Here is a 17,920-nt window from a genome sequence, read left to right on the forward strand (position 1 = left end):
ATGCGCCACAGCACACCGCGAAGACCGCCATCGCGAGTACGACCACGAGATTGAACCGCCGCCCACGCCGTTTCCGCTGGTCTGGAACCGATTCCAATGCCCGCATCAAACCCGAGACATCGCGTCGGGCCCGAGCCTCCATCTCCGACGGCTGGTCAAGCACACCCACGAGCAACGACAATGACGACACGACAGCGGCTCCTTGCGACGCGGCAACGGTGTAGGAACCTGCAGCATCCCAACGGAGCCGCTGTCTCCACACCCGCGCCACGCACGCCGCCACCTCAAGTCAAAACCGACACGCCAGCCGCGGCCAGATCAACTTTGCAATCGCCCTGGTTGCGGACAGGGTCTTGCCTTTGCGGTAGTACTTCACCTCACCGATCACTCTGGTCTTGCCGCTTTTGCCCCAGAAGTCGGGTTTGAAGTTGCGGAGCTTTCCGTCGAGTCTGACCGGGATCTTCTTGTAGCCCTGCTCCTTGACGCCGGCCTTCTCCTCCGTCCCTTTCTTGCCTTTTTGTTCGCTGCCTTGCCGCGCTGTTGCTTCTCGATTCGGTCCTGGATGCGGTCGAGCTGCCGGGGTCGGTGAGCGCAGCGCGCCTCATCGGCGTGGATCCGGCACCTCAAACCTTCAGCTGAGGCTATGTCGGCGCAGCCCCGTAGCATCCGGAGCTGGCACGACTGTCGTCTAACCGCTGTCGGAGGTGTCATGAACGCGGTGCGCTGGAAGACTGCAGTGTTTGCGGGTCACCAGCTCCGATACGCGGTGACCGGAACCGGGCGGGCGGTGGTGCTGCCGAAGAAGGACCGCGGCTCCTACGTGCCGTTCGAGCGACTCGCCGACCGGTACACGATGGTGCAGATTGAGCCGCTCGGCTTCTGCCGGAGCGACCGGCCAGAGATCTACCCACCAGGCGGCATCCACGAGCAGATCCTCGCGGTCTGCGACCAGGAAGACATTTCCGAGTTCGCGGTATGGGGCTTATCGCAGGGTGGAGCAATGGCATGCGCGATCGCTCAAGCGACGCCTCGGGCCCGGCTAATGGTGTGCGGCGGATTCAACGTGCTCCGCGGCTTGTCCGACGCATGGCTAGCGCGGATGAACCGAGAACGCCGCGTCCCAGTCGGCAGCCGAACCTTCTGGAACTGGTTTCATAGCTACGACTGGCACGCCGAGTTTCGACACATGGCAATACCAATGCTGATCTACTGGGGCACGCTCGATGCGCAGCGAGTGTCACTCAAGGACCAGCACATCCTTCGCGGGCTTGGGATCTACGTCGCCGAGTTTCATGGCCTCGACCACGGCCGCAGCGGTCTCGGCAATCCTGAAAGCCCGGCAACCGACATGGTGGCCGAGTGGCTACAACGCCACGGGTGGACCCATTGACCCGCGAGGTTCACTCCGTGAACGAAATCTTCGCCACGCGGTACCACTCGCGCACTTCTGGGGTCGCTGCCCACAGCTCGATGGCGTCGAAACGAATCGTCAGCGGTAAGCCGATGCTAATGGAGTCGATCATGGGGCGTTTGCATTCCTCACTGATCTCCGAGTAGAGGACGCTCAGATGTGGCCGGAACTGCCAGGGATCTGGTGACCACAGCCGCCGGACGGCCTGATGAAGGGCGACGAGCTGCTCCGAAGGCTCCGGGACCAGGTATAGCGCGCGGAAGTACGTCTCCTCGCGTCCCAGCGATGCGAAGTTCAAGTCGATCGGGGTCATCGCGGCCGCCAGCGACCTTAGCGTCGCCGCCGCTGCTTCCTCTCCCGACTCGACGTTGGGAACCAGCGTGACGTGGGGTTCGAACCCAGCGGCGTCGTGCTGGCCGGCGAGCCTGTCCATCGTGGCAACCAGGTCATCGCGCTCCGGCCCAAGGGCGGGCACGAGCCAGGTCATCAGGCTTGTCATGGAGCCGCAGGCTACGCCTCGGGTCCGCCGCTCATCGCCATGAGCGCGCGGACCGCGGCAAATCAATGCGTTCTTGGTTGCTACCGGCGCAAGGTCGACGGTGGGTGGAGAGCGCCCTGGTGAGCCGCTGGTCGACGCTACGTGCGCTGCTCACGGCGTGATGGTGATCTCCATCGGCGCCGCCACCATGTTGCCGGTGTCGGTCTGGAGCGCGATGACCAGCCGCCACTGTCCGGGCGGGACGGCGTACCCCAGGTCGGGAACAACCGAGGCCGTGCCGATCAAGACGGGCACCGGACGGCTCTGGTGAGGCTGGATCGCGAACCCCACCCGGGCCAGCGAGTGCGGGCCGACGTACAGACCGACGACCGTGCCGGAGCTGTCGATCACTGCTGATGCCAGGGCGCCGTCGGTGAGGAGCACTTGCTCGTGTGCGGCTCGATTCGTGACCAGCACGTCCTGGTACGCGAACCGGCCGGTTCGGATCGTCAACGGAGACAGAGATTCCACGTCGAGCCCGACGGATTCAGCGGCAGCTCCAGGTAGCTCGTACCAGCGCTCGTACCAACTCTTCTGCAACCACATCTGTCCGGCCGGAAAAGTCATTGCCCCGACACGCAGATCCACAAGGCTCCCGTACTTCGCGTTCAGGCCGGCCGCGATGTCGGTTGCCCAGGCGGCCAACTCGATGTGGATCGGCCGCCCACACTGCTCGCTGTTGGGGTCTTGAAAGACCATGAGCGCGTCCGGTGACTCCTCGAGCAACCGGCGCAGATCAGCGCGCAGACTCTCCCAGCCAGCCATAGCCTGACGGTATCGGAACCGCGCACCCTGTTGGCCGCACGCGGGAGGGCGATCTAGTCCGCTGAGCAGATTCCTGAATTCGGCAGATCCGGTAGTTGGAGCGGCATGCGTCAGCGCACTCGGGCAAGCCTGGCGGGTCCCCTTGGGCCGCGCCGCGATTGAGTCAGTCGCTCCTGTGGACTGAACCGGTGTCAGGGGCGGAGGCGACTGCCCACACCTTCTCGGTGCCGAGGCACGAGGTCGTGTGTGCGACCGATGCGAGAACGTAGCCGCCCCCCAGTGACACCGTGTCACCCAATTTGGCAAAGGTCTGTCCTGTGGCGTCGATCAACGCGATCGAGCCGTCGCGAAGGGCGACTGACCATCCTGGCGGCCAGGCAACATCGATGTGGCGTCCGTGTTTATCGACGACCAGGCAATTTGCAGCCTCATTCAGCGCAAGGATTCCCGGCAGGCGCGCTGCCATGTTGCGGGCGGGACTCTGCTGGACGGTCAGCTGCGGGAGCTGAAAGTTATCGCTCGTCAATACGGCTCCTGGTGGCGGGTCTGTTGGTGGGTTGGAAGGGGCCCTGCACGGTGTGGCGATGGCGAATCCGGACCACAACTGATCAGGCCGAGCGCGGACACAGCGCAAAATCACAGATGACCTGGAGGCGGTGGGATCCTCGATCTCCGTCGACACCGGCGGCACCCTGGCCGCCTGGCTGTTCTCCCAACCAGGCGCCACGATAGACAACACCACGCCCGCTGACAACCCTTCAGCCGCCCACCGGGCATGTATGCGGCAGTTCTGGGCTCGATCGGCTCGGCGGCCGCCCCTCCAGGTGCACAGTGACAACGTCCGACCAGTCAAAGTTGCCCACGGCAAGAACGCGCCTTGGTGCGGGGTGATGGTCGGCAGGCTTTGTGCGACAGGCTTCCTACTCGGCGAAACGCCGCCATCAGGGACGGTCAACGCCCATGCGCTCGGGTGGTGGGCGGTCAGCGTCCGGTGAGGACGCGTCGGGCGAGGTCGGTACCGACGCGGACGGCGCCGTCGACGTGCTGGAAGCCGAGGCCGGAGACATCGCTCGTGCCGAACTCGATTGGGCCGACCGGTTCGCGCAGCACGGGCCCGTAACGGGTGAGCCCGCCGAGGTCGAAGCTCGTGCCGTAGGCACCGCCGGTCAGCTCCTGGTGCTGCCAGTCGCTCTCGACGTAGGTCTTCGGCCGCCGGGCGTCGCCACCGAGGTACGCCGCGAGTGAGTCGAGGATCTGCTCCCGACGCTCCTCGGCCGTCAGCCGACCGACTCGGTCGGCCCGCTCGTCCGAGACGAACCCAACCAACTGGCCAGTGGACGCACCGTCGGGGGTGTTGTCGTAGACCTCGTGCACGAGCTGGTAGGGCCCGAAGCCGGTGCCGCTGAGGCCGCGCTCGCGCCAGAACGGTGTCGGGTAGTCCGCCTGCACCTTGATGACCAGCCCGAACGACTGGTGGTCGCGGGCGCTGCGGTGAACCGCGGGCAGCTCGGGCGTGAACCTGATCCGACGCACCAACGGCGGCGGGACCGCGACGATGACACGACGCGAAGCGATGCGGGCGCCGTCGGCGCGGACGATGCCACCTCGGTCGTCGTACTCGATGGCGGTGACGTCCTGGCGGAGGCGGATCCGGCGGCCGAGCCGGTCGGCCAGAGCCAGCGGGACGGACGCCAGCCCGCCCTCGACCCGGCAGTCGAGGATGAAGTCGGCGTCGACCAGGTGGCGGAACGAACCGGCGCTCGAGGCCATCAGCACCGCCTGAAGCGCAGAGAACGACCACACCGGCTTGGTGAGCATCGCCGGGCCGATGAAGAGCGCGATGTTGTCACGAGCCTCGACGTCGTCGCACTCGTCCTCGAGCCACTGCTGGAAGGTCACCCGATCGAGGCGCTCGGCCTCCGGGTGGTCCCATGGCCGCTCCGGGTCGATCCCGGCAGCGAGTTCGTCCAGGACCGTGGTCATCCGTTCGATCGCCGCCGCCGTCGTGGCGCCGACAGGCAGATCCTCGCCGCTGAACCGTCGCGCCTCGCCCTCGCGGGTGAGATAGATCGACTCACCTGCACGGAAGCGGGGGTACGTCGACAGCCCGAGCTCGTCGAGCAGGTCCTTGAGCGCGTCCTGGTCCGGTGAGACCCACTGGCCCCCGATCTCGAAGAACGACCCGTCGTGCACCTCGCTGCGCAGCCGGCCGCCGACCCGGTCCCGGGCCTCGAGCACCAGCACGTCCTGCCCGGCCTCGACCAGTCGCCAGGCCGCGACCAGGCCGGTCACCCCAGCACCGATCACCACCGTGTCGCACCTCATCGGGCGCCCTCCCTCGACGTTCCCTGCGGCTGCTGCTGCGTGGCGCAGTGGATCGTCCCGCCACCGCTGGCGAGTCCGTCGGTCGTGATCTGGATGGTGACGCTGTCGGGATAGAGGCTCGAGACGAGGTCGAAGGCAGCACGATCGGCTGCGGCATCGCCGAATTGGCCCATGACCACGCAGCCGTTGGCCTCGTAGTAGCCGACGAAACCAGGTGCCGTCGTGTAGGTGAACTCCTCGAGGTCGCGCTCGGTGATCCGCAGGTCGCCAACGTTGCGTCGACGGTAGCTGGCGTAGACCTCGGCGATGTCGAGGAGCGGGAGCTCGTGGGTCCGCAAGGTCGCGCCCTCACTACCGAGCAACCTCGACCGCGTCTCGGGCGGCAGCGCGTTGACCGCATCGATGGCACCTGCCAGCGCCTTCTGGTTGCGCTGGTCCTTCGGCTCGAAGTTCTCGTCGAAGGCATACACCAGGTCGCGCGGCGAGCTGAACCGTGCCGTGAAGTCGACGTGCCAGTCCGTCAGCTCGACACCGGCGAGCCCGGGCATCCACAGCATGTGCTCGACGCCGAACAGCCGGCGTAGTTCGGCCTCAACGTCTGTCTTCGACTTCCCGGGATTGCGGTTCGGGTTGATGATGCAACTCTCCGTGGCCACCGCCAGACCGGCGCCGTTGACCTCGAGACCCCCGCCTTCCATCGTGAGCCAGGTGTCCACGACGGGCACGCTCGCCTGGTCGGCTACGGTGCCAGCGACAGTGCGGTCGCGGTCGATCGGCTGGTCGTGGACACCGTTCGCGGTCTTGCGTGGGTCCTTCCTCCAGCCCCGCAGCCCCGACGTCAGTGGCCACTGGCCCCACCCGTTGAAGTGGAGGTCCACCGCATGCGATCGGCCTGCTTCGTCCAGCACGAAGACCGGTGCCGTGTCGCGGGTCCACAGGTCGTTGACCGGAGACCGGAGGAACCGGAGCGGGTGTGTCCGGACAGGCGGCAAGTCGCTCTCCCGACCGCCGTTGCCAACGAAGATCCGGCCAGAATTGTCGAGCAAGGATCCCACCTGGTCCTTCACCTGCGTTGCCTTGACGACCTCGTCGAGGTAGCGGCCGGCCTCGGCCTCGTCCGCCGCCGAGTTCACCAGCATCGTCACCGGCTCGAACCTGGAGATTGTGGCCGCCAGCCGCACGAGATCCTGCCGCGCCACGATGCGGCTCCGCCCCAGATCCCGACCGAACGGCGTCACGGTGTCCTCACCCCACGCCCCGACCGTGGCGCCGTACGCCATCCACGTCATCGCGTGCGCCGCCCACTCCGCGGGCATGCGCAAGGCGCCGGTCTCCTGGACTCCTGCTCTTTTCACCGGGTCCTCCTGACAACCGCTGAGACTGACACCGAGTCCGGTCACCGCGGCGAGTCCTGCACTCGATCTCAAGAATGTACGACGGTTCACGGCCGCCCTCCCTGACTGAAAATTTAGTCAAGCCTAGCGGTCGGAACGTGCGCCGCCAAGCCCCTCCCGAACACGCGCGGTCGATGCTCGCCACCGAAGCCGCCCTGGGTGCTGCAAGCGCAGGCCTTCCTCGACCTCCGGGGGTACACGTTGGAGCCGCCGCGGATGATCATGTCCTTGGGAGCGGTCGACGATGTAGAAGGCACCGTCCTCGTCATCTCGCTCATCCCGACTGCGCTGATCGTCGGGTTCTTCCAGCGCCAACTCGTCTCCGGCCTGACCATGGGGGGTCAAGGGCTGACACCAGCGCGTGTGCGCGACTCACCTTGATTGCAAGGCGAACCAGGCAGTCATTCTGACCTGGGGGTCGTTCAAGGTAACACCGAGTTGGTGTTCGATCTGGTGCAGGCGGTTGCGGACGGTGTTGCGGTGGAGGCTCAGTTCTGCTGCGACCTTGAGGCGGGAGCCGTGGTGGCGGAGGAAGGACTGCAGGGTCTCGAGTTGCTCGTCGGTCAACAATCCCAGGTACGAGGCCGCGAAGGCTGCGGCCAGCTTGTCATCGACCAAGGCAGCGACACCTTCGCGGACGACGCGGGCCCACTGCACGATTGGCTTTGCGGCGGAAGTCTGGGCAAGAGCCTGAGTGGCGGTGGTCCGGCCCGGGCCAAGGTTGTCCGGTTTCGCGGTGTCGCCGACGCCGACGTACAGGCCCAGTCCGGCGAGCTCGACCGCGATGCGCTCCGCTCCCGCGGCGGGAGACACAACGAAGAGCTCACCGTTGACGAGCGCGGCGAGTGGGATCGCCTTCTCCACTATGGCCAGAGCGTCGTCGATGGCGTCTGCCGGGCCGCGGGCTGCGAGGACCTTCAGCTTGGGTGGGAAGGAGACGTCGCGCTCGAGTAGGAGTTGGGCGGTCCGGAGGTCGCCGCTCACGAGTAGATCGAAGGCGCGAGCCGCAACGCGGCGACGGCTTTCGCGCTTGTCCCGCTGCTGTTCCGAGACGAGCGCGAGCAATACGGCCGCAGTACTGACAGCGCGCCCCTGCGCCTCCGTGGGTCGTCCGGTGGTGCCGGTGACGAGATAGCTCTCCGGCCGCTGTTTCAGGCCGATCGGCTGCAAGATGGTGACGTAGCCCGGTTCGCTAAGCGTCACGGCCGCATGCATCCCCTGGGAGCGGATTGCCCTGATCCGATCACGGATCTCGCTCAGGTCGAGGTCCCCCGGCGACCCCGCCACGACCTGACCGGTCGGGGCGAGAAGACAGGTGGCGCCGGTCAGCGACTTGGCAAGCTCCTGCAGAATCGCTGCTGAAGGCTCGGGTCCCGCCGCGGCGACGGTGAGCCGACGCTGCAGCGCCAGCACAATCCGCGCCGTCCTCTCCTGCTCCTGCTCCAGCAAGTCGGCCGCCCGCCGGCTGACTGCGACGAACGCAGTGGGCCGCGGCACTTCGACGAGGTTGACGCCCAGTTCCTCGCAGGCCCGGATCAGGCCTCGGGGCGGCTTGCGATGTGTCAGCCCGGTCCCAATCCCAAGTCCAGCGACGCCGACATCACGGAGCCCTGCGACGTAGGCGATCCACTGGCTCCGCCAGCCCGTCGTCGCCAACCCGGTCGTCAGCAGCAGCTCTCCCCCTTCGAGAAAGGGCGTGGGGTCGACCAGCTCGCTGGTCGCCACCCACCGTAGCTGCGCATCGGGCCGGGGAAGATGAACGGCCGTCAGGCTAAGGCCTCGCTCTGACAAGACCGCGGATAGAGGAATCATGGGGGTCAGTTTTGCATAGCCGTCGACCATGGATTGTGCACGAATGCCATGGCTTGAGCGGGTTCGCCTGGGCCACCGTTGGCGCATGGCAGACCTACACACCGGCGGACCGGACCTTCCCCAGGAACGCCGCCTGAGCACCGAGATACCAGGCCCTCGTTCCCGCGAACTGCACGCCAGGAAGATCGCGGCCGTCGCCCAGGGCGTCGGCACCGTGCTGCCGATCTATGCCGTCGCCGCGGGAGGTGGCGTCGTGGTGGATGTGGACGGCAACTCGCTGATCGACTTCGGCTCCGGCATCGCCGTCACCACGATCGGCAACAGCGCCCCGACTCTCGTTGCCGCCGTCAACGAGCAGGTGGCCGCCTTCACGCACACCTGCTTCATGGTCACCCCTTATGACGGCTACGTCCGGGTCGCAGAGACGCTCAACCGGATCACTCCGGGCAGCCACGACAAGCGAACCGTGCTGTTCAACTCGGGCGCGGAAGCCGTCGAGAACGCTGTCAAAATCGCCCGCGCGCACACCCGGAGGCCGGCGGTGGTCGCCTTCGACCACGCGTACCACGGACGCACCAACCTGACGATGGCGATGACGGCGAAGAACCTGCCGTACAAGAGCGGCTTCGGCCCCTTCGCCGGCGAGGTGTACCGCGCACCCGTCTCCTACCCGTTCCGGGATCAGGGCGTCGAGGGCCCGGCGGCCGCCCGGCGGGCGATCGACCTGATCGAGAAGCAGGTCGGCACCGAGAACCTCGCGGCCGTCGTCATCGAGCCGATCCAGGGTGAGGGCGGCTTCGTTGTCCCCGCTCCAGGTTTCCTCACCGCGCTGGCCAGCTGGTGCCGGGCGAACGACGTGGTCTTCGTCGCCGACGAGGTGCAGACCGGATTCGCCCGGACGGGTGACCTGTTCGCCTGCGACCAGGAGGGTGTCGTGCCCGACCTGATCGTGACCGCGAAAGGCATCGCGGGCGGGCTGCCGCTGGCAGCCGTGACGGGCCGCGCGGAGATCATGGACGCTCCGCACGTCGGTGGCCTCGGCGGCACGTATGGCGGCAACCCGATCGCGTGCGCGGCCGCCCTGGCGGTCATGGAGTTGATCGAGACCGATGGACTGGTCGGCCGCGCACGCGACATCGGACTGACGATGACCGAGCGACTCAAGGCCATGCGGGCAGTGGACGAGCGGATCGGCGACGTGCGCGGGCGCGGGGCGATGATCGCGATCGAGCTGGTCGAGCCGGGCACCCGCACGCCCGACGCCGAGTTGACCCGCCGCGTCGCCGCAGGCGCTCATGCCAAGGGTCTGATCGTCCTGACCTGCGGGACCTTCGGCAACGTACTGCGTTTCCTGCCGCCGCTATCCATCCCCGACCAGCTGCTCACCGAGGGTCTCGACATCCTCGACGCCGTTCTCAAGGAGTCCTGATGCCCGTGCCGACCACCTTTCCCGTGTCCAACCCGGCAACCGGGGCGATCATCGCCGAGGTGCCGAACGGCACCGCCGTCGACGCGACCGCAGCCGTCGACGCGGCCGCGGACGCCTTTCCCCACTGGGCCGCCACCGCTCCGCGGGTCCGGGCGGAGGTACTGCGCCGCGGGTACGAACTCATCGTCGCGGACATCGATCGACTGACCTTGCTGATCACCGCCGAGAACGGTAAGTCCGAGGCGGACGCCCGGGCCGAGGTCAGCTATGCCGCCGAGTTCTTCCGTTGGTTCTCCGAGGAGGCGGTCCGTACCGAGGGTGAGTACGGCTCCTCTCCCGCGGGTGGAACCCGCACGATTGTGACCCATCGGCCGGTCGGCGTCGCAGCGCTGGTGACGCCCTGGAACTTCCCGGCCGCGATGGCGACTCGCAAGATCGCACCTGCGCTGGCCGCTGGCTGCACCGTCGTACTGAAGCCTGCCGCCGAGACTCCGCTGACCGCGCAGGCGATCGCCGGCCTGCTGACAGCGGCCGGCGTGCCCGAAGGTGTGGTCAACGTCCTACCGACCGACTCACCTAGCGAGGTGGTCACTGCCTGGCTAGAGGACGAGCGGGTCCGCAAGCTCTCGTTCACGGGCTCGACCCGCGTCGGCCAGGCGCTGCTCAGCCAGGCGGCCGGCCGGGTTCTCAACACCAGCATGGAGCTAGGCGGCAACGCAGCCTTTGTGGTCACTGCCGACGCGGACGTCGACGCCGCTGTCAACGGGGCGCTGATCGCGAAGTTCCGCAACGCCGGCCAGGCTTGTACGGCGGCGAACCGGTTCTATGTCCACGACGCGATCATCGACGAGTTCGTGGCCCGGTTCGGCGCAGCGATCGACAAGCTCGAGGTCGCCCCGCTGATCAGCGCCAAGGCAGTCACTGGAGTCAGCGGCCTGGTCGACGAAGCGGTCGGTGACGGTGCCCGGATCACCAACACCGGCCCGGTGCCCGCCACCGGCTGGTACTATCCCGCCACCCTGCTCGTCGACGTCCACCCCGGCTCCCGGATCGTCCGTGAGGAGATCTTCGGTCCGGTCGCGCCGGTGATCGGCTGGCGCGACGAACTGAAGATGCTTGCCCAGGTCAACGATTCCGAGTACGGCCTGGCCGGCTACGTGTACGCCGGCCGGCTCCAGGACGCGCTGCGGATCGCCGAGTCGATGGAGGCCGGCATGGTCGGGGTGAACCGGGGTGTGGTCTCCGATCCGGCGGCTCCGTTCGGTGGGGTCAAGCAGAGCGGGATCGGTCGCGAGGGCGCCCGCGAGGGACTGCGGGCGTTCCAGGAGACCCAGTTCTTCTCGGTCGACCTCGGATGAGGGCTCAGGACTCGATCTTCGGCTGTTGCTGGGTGGCGCAGTGGATCGTCCCACCGCCCGCACACAGGCCGTCGGTCGAGATCTGCACGACGAGCTTGTCCGGGAACTGCTCAGAGACGATGTCGAACGCTTCGGCATCCGTGGCGTTGTCGCCGTACTGACCCATCACGATGCAGTCGTTCGCCTCGTAGTACCCGACGTAGCCGGGCGCGGCGGTCAGACTGAACTCCGCCTCGGGCCGTTCGGTGAACGGTTGAGCCTGGTTCCGGGCCTTGTATGTCTTGTAGACCTCGGCGGGGTCGGGCTCGGGCAGGGTGGCGGTCGTCAGCTTTCCGCCCTTCCCGCCGAGCAACTTCTTCCGCTCACCGGCGGGAAGAGCGTTGACCTGGTCGACGGCCTTCAGCAGCGCCTTGCGGTCGCGCTTGTCTTCAGCCTCGCCGAACTCGGCCGATGCGTAGAGCAACTGACCTGGAGCGGTGAACCGGGCCAGGAAGTCGACGTGCCAGTCGGTGACCTCGAGCCCCGGGCGGCCGGGCATCCACAACATCCGCTCGACGCCGAACAGCCGCCGCAGCTCGGCCTCGACCTGTGCCTTCGACTTGCCCGGGTTGCGGTTCGGATTGAGGATGCAGCTCTCGGTGGCAACCCCCAGACCTGACCCGTTGACCTCCAGGCCACCACCCTCCATGGTCAGCCAGGTGGAGACGACCGGTACGCCGGAGTCCGCCGCGATCGCCTTCGCCACCGTACGGTCCCGCTCGATCGGCTGGTCGGTGACGCCGTTGGCGGCCTTCTTCGCGTCCTTGGTCCAGCCGGTCAATCCGGTAGTGACCGGCGCCTGACCCCAGCCGTTGAAGTTCAGGTTGACGCCATGAAGCTTGCCAGCCGCATCTGTCACGAAGACGGGGCCGGTGTCTCGGGTCCACAGATCATCAAGCGGCAACTGCACGAGGTCGAGCGGGTGCGTCTGAATCGGCGGTAGTTCACTGGCCTTGACGTCGCCGATGTAGAGGCGCCCCGAGCCATCCAGCTTCTTACCGAGCTTATCCTTGGCCGAGGTCCCGGCGACGATCGCTGCCAGAAGGCACGGGCCTCCGCCTCGTCCGCGGGCGAGTTCACCAGCAGCGCGACCGGTTCGAACCGGGAGATGGTGGCGGCCAGCCGGACCAGATCCTGCCGCGCGACGAGCCGCGCATTGGTGAGGTCACGCCCGTACGGCGTGGTCGGCTCCTCGCCCCAGACGCCGGGCGTTGCACCGTACGCCATCCAGGTCACCTCGTGCGGTTCCCCTTCGGCCGGCTGCCGATAGCCGTTCCCGGCCGGTTTCGGCTTGGCGGACGGCGCCGGTTCGTCGTCGGTGCATCCGGTCAGGCTCAGCGCCAGGCCGAAGCCGACGGTCCCGAGGAAAGTACGGCGACCCATCATCGAATCTCATCTCCTTGTGGTGATCCTATTAAGCTCCGCTTGTGGCGGATGCGGACAACGGGGTGACCAAACGGCAGGGGCGGGGCGCGGCCCGCGAGCAGCAGATCGTGACGGCTGCCGCCCAGCTCATCGCCGAGCGCGGCCTGGCCAACGTCCGCGTCACCGACGTCGCCGAGCGCGCCGGGACGAGCGCCGGTCACGTCTCCTACTACTTCCGGTCCAAGACAGTGCTGCTGATGCGGGCGATCCAGCAGTCCGAGGACGCCTTCATCGACCAGGTCGAGGCGACTGTCCACGGCATCAGGGATCCGTGGAAGCGGCTGGCCAGGTTCATCGAGCTGTCCGCCGCGAACGGGCCGCGCGATCCAGGCTGGGTGCTCTGGTTCGAGGTCTGGAGCAACGCCGCGCTGGACGACGAGGTGGCCCGGCTGCACGAGGAGCTCGACGCCCGGTCGCGCCGGATCCTGGCCGGCATCATCCGGTACGGCTGCGAGCAGGCGGCCTTCAGCAGCGATGACCCGGACCGGTCCGCCACCTTGCTCGCCGCCTCGATCGACGGCCTGTCGATCCAGCTGACGCTCGGCCGTCCGGGGCTGACCGGCAAGGGCATCGTGCAGCTGTGTCTGACCACCGCACGCGCCCTCCTCTCCCCCGCTGCACCCTGACGCCGTCACTACGTCCTCGCGAACGTGGCGATGTCCAGACCGAACTCATCCAGCAGCTCCTCAGTGACGGTCCGTCTGAGCCTGGCCAGCGCCGCCAGATAGTCCGTGGTGACCGGTCCGTTCTGATCCGCCGACGGCCCGGAGCTCAGGTCACGCTCGAACGACGCCTGCGCGGCGGCCCGGGCGACGTACTCGATCTCCGCCGGAGTAAGCCGGTCGCTGACCTCGACCAGCTGCTCGATGTCGACGCCCTCGGCCGCATAGCGCTTCCAGATCGCCTGGCGGGCGCCGTCGTCCGGCGTACCGATCGGCAGCACGTAGTCGAATCGCCCGGGTCGCAGGAAGGCCGGATCGAGGTCGGCGACAGCGTTCGTCGCGCAGACCAGCAGCCGGGTGTCGTGCTGGCGAAACGCCGGGATGAGCTTGAGCAGCTCGTTGGTCACTCCATGCTGGGCCGGCGCCGACGACCCCTCACGCGCGCCGGCGATCTCCTCCACCTCGTCGATGAAGACCAGCACCCGTTCGAGCTGGGAGACCTCGGCGAACGCGTCCCGCAGCCCGGCTGATACCCCGTGCGGACCGCCGGCCAGCGTCGACGGCAGCAGCTCGACGAACGGCCAGCAGAGCCTCGACGCGATCGCCCGAGCGAAGGTTGTCTTGCCCGTACCCGGCGGTCCGAAGAGCACGATCGCCCGCGGGGGTTCGACGCCGTGCTGCTGGGCCAGCTCGGGCTCTGCCAGCGGAAGCAGTACCCGCTTCTCGATCAGGTCCTTCTCCTGATCCATGCCTGCCAGCTCCTCCCACAGGCCGCGTGGCAGCAACTGACCGCCCAGCCGATCCAGGACGACGGCCTGGCCGGCGTCCACGGAGATGGTCTTGTCGTAGTACGCGACGGCGGGTCTTCTGCTGTAACCGGCGTTCTCCAGGCCTCGTGCCAGCAACTCCTCTTCCCGCAGTACATAGGCGATGCTTCGCACCCGTCGCTCGACGGGTTGGGTTTCGAGGGCCAGCAGCAGCGCGCTGGCGAGCCCTTGACCGCGTAGGTCGTCGGGGATCGCGATCCGGGTCACCCAGGCGCGATCACCCGAGACCATGGACAAGGCCGCCCCGACCACCCGGCCGTGGCTGAGGGCAACGACCGATGGCTGCCGGCTCCGCAGGACGCCGATGCAGTCGGCCAGCGAGAACACGGAATGCTGGCTGTTGGAAGTCGTGTCGCACAGCCGCACCACGCACTCCAGATCATCGTCGTGGTACTCACGGATCAGCCAGCGCCTCATGACGCCGACATGACGTGCTTGAGCCGCGTGTAGTCCTCGAGCCCGTACATCGACAGGTCCTTGCCCTGCCCGGAATGCTTGAACCCGCCGTGCGGCATCTCGGCCACCAGGGGCAGGTGGGTGTTGATCCACACACACCCGAAGTCGAGCCGGGCGGACACCCGCAGCGCTCGCGCGTGGTCACTGGTCCACACCGAGGAAGCCAGTGCATAGGGCAACGAGTTCGCCAGCCGCACGGCTTCGCTCTCGTCGGCAGCGCGCTGAACGCTGAGCACCGGACCGAACACCTCCTCGCGGGTGATCTCGTCGCTGTCGTTGACACCGGCAACTATCGTCGGTTGGACGTAGAAACCGCAGTTCCCCTGCCGATCGCCACCGGTGACGACGTCGGCATGGCCCGGCAATCGTGCGAGGAACCCCAGCACGCGATCCAGCTGCTGCCGATTGTTGACCGGCGGCAACATCGCTTCCTGATCAGTGGGACCTCGCTCGTACGTCGAACTCACCGCCCGGCACTGCTCGGCCAACGCAGCCACCAGGTCGTCGCACACGGCAGGAGTGGCGATCACCCGGCTGGCCGCCGTACAGTCCTGGCCCGCGTTGTAGAGACCGGCCGTCGCGATCAGTTCGGCCGCCCGGCCGACGCCCGCGTCGTCGAAGACGAGTACGGGGGCCTTGCCGCCGAGCTCGAGGTGAACCCGCTTCAGATCAGTGGCAGCGGACGCGGCGACCGCCATCCCGGCCCGGATCGAGCCGGTGATCGAAACCAGCTGGGGAAGCGGGTGACCGACCACCAGCTCGCCGGTGGCGCGGTCGCCACAGACGACGTTCAGTACGCCGGGCGGCAGGAATTCCGCGGCGAGCTCCGCCAGCAGCAGAGTCGTCACCGGCGTGGTCTCGCTGGGTTTGAGTACCACGGTGTTGCCCGCGGCAAGCGCCGGCGCCAGTTTCCAGATCGCCATCATCAGCGGGTAGTTCCACGGGGTCACCTGGCCGACCACGCCGATCGGCTCGCGCCGGATCCACGAGGTGTGCCCCCGCAGATACTCGCCTGCCGACCGGCCTTCGAGCACCCGGGCCGCGCCGGCGAAGAAGCGCAGCTGGTCGATCGCCGCCGGCAGTTCGTCCGCGGCGACCAGGTGCAGCGGCTTGCCGGTGTTCTCGGACTCAGCGCGCACGAAGTCGTCAGCGCGAGTCTCGAGCGCCGTCGCCATCCCGAGCAGTGCATGCTGCCGCTCGGCGGGTGTGGTCTCCCGCCAACTCTCGAAGGCGACCGCCGCGGTCTGGTACGCCCGGTCGACATCCTGCTCGCCCGCCACCTGCGCGTGGGCGAAGACGTCACCGGTCGAGGGATCGACCAACTCGAGTTCGCCGCCCGACGAGTCGACGTACTCGCCCCCGACGAAACCGCGCAGGATCCGCGACGTCATCCCACCGGCTCCAGGTCGGCACAGGCCATTCCATGTGCCTCCGCCACCGGGCGATGGGTGACCTGCCCCGCGTAGGTGCTGAGCCCGCCGGCCAGCGCGCGATCCCCGCGCAATGCCTCGCGCCACCCGTGATCGGCCAGGGCGGCGACGTACGGGAGGGTGACGTTGGTCAGTGCGTACGTCGAGGTGTTGGCGACCGCACCGGGCATGTTCGCGACGCAGTACAGCACCGAGTTGTGCACGGTGAACGTCGGCTCTGCATGCGTGGTCGGGCGGGAGTCCTCGAAGCAGCCACCCTGGTCGATCGCGATGTCGACCAGGACGCTGCCCGGCTTCATCCGGGCGACCAGGTCGTTCGAGATCAGCCGCGGTGCCTTGGACCCCTTCAGGTGATGCGCTCCGGCCTGCGGAGCCAACCGGCCCGCCACCTCGCTCATCGGGGCCAGCAGGGGCAGCGCGCCCGACGGGAGCTGGACCGTCTCGTAGGCGATCGCCGTGACCGACCGGTCGAGCAACGCCTCGGTACACGGCCGGGACGCCGCCAGATGGAGATAGGTGAACAGCACCTGCCCTGCCCGCATCCGCCCGTACTCCGGCTCGATTGGCTCCTTGACCTTGAGCAGCAGATCGCCCGCCGCCCACACCTCGTCGGCGCTGTCGAGGACCTTCGCCCCGGCCGCCAGGTACTCCGCGTCAGTGATGGAGGAGCCGAGCCCGGCCGCCGTCTCGACGTACACCTCGTGGCCACGCCTGGTCAGCTCGTCGACGCCGGTCGGGGTGATCGCGACGCGGTACTCGTGGTTCTTGATCTCTTTGGGCACGCCGATTCTCATTGGCGGAACCGCCTTTCTGGTTCGAAGAACGGGGTGGATCAGAGCAGCGAGCCGGCTTCGGTCAGTACCGACCGGAGGATCTGCTCGATCTCGTCGAAGTGGGTCTGGTCGCAGATCAGCGGCGGGGACAGCTGGATCACCGGGTCGCCGCGGTCGTCGGCGCGGCAGTACAGGCCGGCATCGAACAGCGCCTTGGACAGGAAGCCGCGCAGCAATCGCTCGGACTCGTCCTCGTCGAAGGTCTCCTTGGTCGCCTTGTCCCTGACCAGCTCGATCCCGAAGAAGTAGCCGTCGCCCCGGACGTCGCCGACGATCGGCAGGTCCAGCAGTCGTTCGAGGGTGGCCCGGAAGGCACCGGTGTTGTTCCGGACGTGACCCAGTATGTTCTCGTTGTCGAAGGCATCGAGATTGGCGAGCGCGACCGCGGTCGAGACGGGATGCCCGCCGAAGGTGTAGCCGTGGGCGAACATCGCCGTGTCCTTCAGGAACGGCTCCATCAGCCGCTCGGACACGATCGTGGCACCGAGCGGGGCGTAGCCCGAGGTGAGTCCCTTGGCACAGGTGATCAGGTCCGGCTGGCAGCCGTACCGCTCGGCGCCGAACAGCTCTCCCAGCGGCCGAACGCTTCGAGGTCGTCCGCGTGCTGGGGTGCGCGATAGAAGTTCGTGCTGGGCACCCGGAAGGTCGAGGGGACCAACGGCTCGAACGGCGCCTTCAAACCGGGCAGGCCGGTGATGGACAGCGCGCCGTGGGTGGTGCCGTGATACGCGATCGCCCGGCTGATCACCTTGTGCTTGGTGGGTTTGCCGGTCAGCTTGAAGTACTGCTTGGCGAGTTTCCAGGCGGTCTCGACGGCCTCGCCGCCACCGGTGCTGAAGAAGACGCGATTCAGGTCGCCCGGGGCCCGGGCTGCCAGTCGCTCGGCCAGGTCGAGCGAGCTCGGGTGGGCGTAGGACCAGATCGGGAAGAAGGCCAGCTGTGACGCCTGCCGGGCGCCCGCCTCGACCAGGTCCGTCCGGCCGTGACCAAGCTGGTTCACGAACAGCCCGGCCAGGCCGTCCAGGTAGCGCTTGCCCTGGGCATCGAAAATGTAGGCGCCCTCGCCGCGGACGATGATCGGTACGTCGGCGGTCTGGACCGCCGACATCCGGGTGAAGTGCATCCACAGGTTGTCCCGTGCCGCCTGCTGCCGGCGAGCATGACTGTCCGCGTCCATCAGGGCAGGGGTGGTCTGGAGGTCGAGCATGGTGGGTCT

19 protein-coding genes are annotated in these 17,920 nt (G+C 67.6%); 5 read left to right on the forward strand and 14 right to left on the reverse strand.

Features of this window, described 5'->3' with window-relative positions; genetic code table 11:
- On the reverse strand, nt 1–190 hold a 190-nt coding region (locus A3ES_RS56470), incomplete at its 3' end, for a transposase family protein (RefSeq protein ID WP_040456501.1).
- 519 nt (nt 191–709) lie between these two features.
- Here A3ES_RS56470 and A3ES_RS0137810 point away from each other — a divergent pair.
- Nucleotides 710–1,390 carry an alpha/beta fold hydrolase gene (locus A3ES_RS0137810; RefSeq protein WP_020392043.1) on the forward strand — a complete coding sequence of 227 codons (681 nt, stop codon included), beginning with the start codon at nt 710–712 and terminating at the stop codon, nt 1,388–1,390.
- Nucleotides 1,391–1,400: 10 nt separating this feature from the next.
- Here A3ES_RS0137810 and A3ES_RS0137815 read toward each other — a convergent pair whose 3' ends face one another.
- From A3ES_RS0137815 to A3ES_RS49860, 5 genes are all read right to left on the reverse strand, one after another.
- Nucleotides 1,401–1,910, reverse strand: a complete 510-nt coding sequence (locus A3ES_RS0137815; protein ID WP_020392044.1) for a 2'-5' RNA ligase family protein — start codon at nt 1,908–1,910, stop codon at nt 1,401–1,403.
- A 150-nt stretch (nt 1,911–2,060) separates the two neighbouring features.
- Nucleotides 2,061–2,714: a hypothetical protein gene (locus tag A3ES_RS0137820; RefSeq protein ID WP_020392045.1), complete on the reverse strand. Its 654-nt coding sequence runs from the start codon at nt 2,712–2,714 to the stop codon at nt 2,061–2,063.
- 163 nt (nt 2,715–2,877) lie between these two features.
- Entirely contained in the window at nt 2,878–3,240 is a 363-nt protein-coding gene (locus A3ES_RS0137825; RefSeq protein ID WP_020392046.1) for a hypothetical protein, read from the reverse strand.
- Between the two features lie 455 nt (nt 3,241–3,695).
- Nucleotides 3,696–5,039, reverse strand: coding sequence for a flavin monoamine oxidase family protein (locus A3ES_RS0137830; RefSeq protein WP_040456504.1), 1,344 nt, complete (start codon nt 5,037–5,039; stop codon nt 3,696–3,698).
- Nucleotides 5,036–6,394: an agmatine deiminase family protein gene (locus A3ES_RS49860; protein ID WP_157630967.1), complete on the reverse strand. Its 1,359-nt coding sequence runs from the start codon at nt 6,392–6,394 to the stop codon at nt 5,036–5,038. The genes A3ES_RS0137830 and A3ES_RS49860 overlap by 4 nt, the downstream gene beginning before the upstream one ends.
- A gap of 198 nt (nt 6,395–6,592) precedes the next feature.
- On the opposite strand from A3ES_RS49860, the gene A3ES_RS0137840 reads away from it, so the two are divergent.
- Nucleotides 6,593–6,814: a hypothetical protein gene (locus A3ES_RS0137840; RefSeq protein WP_020392049.1), complete on the forward strand. Its 222-nt coding sequence runs from the start codon at nt 6,593–6,595 to the stop codon at nt 6,812–6,814.
- Here the strand turns inward: A3ES_RS0137840 and A3ES_RS0137845 are convergent.
- A complete protein-coding gene (locus A3ES_RS0137845) occupies nt 6,806–8,332 on the reverse strand; it encodes a helix-turn-helix domain-containing protein (RefSeq protein ID WP_337587782.1) in 1,527 nt (508 codons plus the stop codon). The genes A3ES_RS0137840 and A3ES_RS0137845 overlap by 9 nt on opposite strands.
- Between A3ES_RS0137845 and gabT the strand changes: the two genes are divergently transcribed.
- Together gabT and A3ES_RS0137855 are read left to right on the forward strand one after the other, a co-directional pair.
- A complete protein-coding gene (gabT, locus tag A3ES_RS0137850) occupies nt 8,331–9,674 on the forward strand; it encodes a 4-aminobutyrate--2-oxoglutarate transaminase (protein WP_020392051.1) in 1,344 nt (447 codons plus the stop codon). The genes A3ES_RS0137845 and gabT overlap by 2 nt on opposite strands.
- Entirely contained in the window at nt 9,674–11,032 is a 1,359-nt protein-coding gene (locus A3ES_RS0137855; RefSeq protein ID WP_020392052.1) for an NAD-dependent succinate-semialdehyde dehydrogenase, read from the forward strand. The genes gabT and A3ES_RS0137855 overlap by 1 nt, the downstream gene beginning before the upstream one ends.
- A gap of 4 nt (nt 11,033–11,036) precedes the next feature.
- Here A3ES_RS0137855 and A3ES_RS51915 read toward each other — a convergent pair whose 3' ends face one another.
- Both A3ES_RS51915 and A3ES_RS54595 read right to left on the reverse strand, forming a co-directional pair.
- Nucleotides 11,037–11,981 carry an agmatine deiminase family protein gene (locus A3ES_RS51915; RefSeq protein ID WP_157630968.1) on the reverse strand — a complete coding sequence of 315 codons (945 nt, stop codon included), beginning with the start codon at nt 11,979–11,981 and terminating at the stop codon, nt 11,037–11,039.
- A complete protein-coding gene (locus A3ES_RS54595) occupies nt 11,927–12,454 on the reverse strand; it encodes a hypothetical protein (RefSeq protein ID WP_169501840.1) in 528 nt (175 codons plus the stop codon). The genes A3ES_RS51915 and A3ES_RS54595 overlap by 55 nt, the downstream gene beginning before the upstream one ends.
- A 44-nt stretch (nt 12,455–12,498) precedes the next feature.
- Here A3ES_RS54595 and A3ES_RS0137870 point away from each other — a divergent pair, with 44 nt between their 5' ends.
- On the forward strand, nt 12,499–13,122 hold the full coding sequence (locus A3ES_RS0137870; protein WP_020392054.1) for a TetR/AcrR family transcriptional regulator: 624 nt from the start codon (nt 12,499–12,501) through the stop codon (nt 13,120–13,122).
- Between the two features lie 8 nt (nt 13,123–13,130).
- Here the strand turns inward: A3ES_RS0137870 and A3ES_RS0137875 are convergent, their stop codons facing one another.
- Genes A3ES_RS0137875 through A3ES_RS56480 form a run of 5 tightly spaced genes read right to left on the reverse strand, consistent with a single transcriptional unit; the run spans nt 13,131 to nt 17,911 of the window.
- Complete coding sequence (locus A3ES_RS0137875; RefSeq protein ID WP_020392055.1) at nt 13,131–14,402, reverse strand: ATP-binding protein; 1,272 nt, start codon at nt 14,400–14,402, stop codon at nt 13,131–13,133.
- Nucleotides 14,399–15,832, reverse strand: a complete 1,434-nt coding sequence (locus A3ES_RS0137880) for an aminobutyraldehyde dehydrogenase (RefSeq protein WP_020392056.1) — start codon at nt 15,830–15,832, stop codon at nt 14,399–14,401. Before A3ES_RS0137880 ends, A3ES_RS0137875 begins: the two co-directional genes overlap by 4 nt.
- Nucleotides 15,829–16,665: an alanine dehydrogenase gene (locus A3ES_RS0137885; RefSeq protein WP_026163584.1), complete on the reverse strand. Its 837-nt coding sequence runs from the start codon at nt 16,663–16,665 to the stop codon at nt 15,829–15,831. Before A3ES_RS0137885 ends, A3ES_RS0137880 begins: the two co-directional genes overlap by 4 nt.
- Before the next feature lie 38 nt (nt 16,666–16,703).
- Nucleotides 16,704–17,279, reverse strand: a complete 576-nt coding sequence (locus tag A3ES_RS56475) for an aminotransferase class III-fold pyridoxal phosphate-dependent enzyme (protein WP_237745170.1) — start codon at nt 17,277–17,279, stop codon at nt 16,704–16,706.
- A complete protein-coding gene (locus A3ES_RS56480; protein ID WP_020392059.1) occupies nt 17,231–17,911 on the reverse strand; it encodes an aminotransferase class III-fold pyridoxal phosphate-dependent enzyme in 681 nt (226 codons plus the stop codon). Before A3ES_RS56480 ends, A3ES_RS56475 begins: the two co-directional genes overlap by 49 nt.
- Nucleotides 17,912–17,920 lie beyond the last annotated feature (9 nt).

Source organism: Kribbella catacumbae DSM 19601 (genome assembly GCF_000372465.1).
Classification (GTDB): domain Bacteria; phylum Actinomycetota; class Actinomycetes; order Propionibacteriales; family Kribbellaceae; genus Kribbella; species Kribbella catacumbae.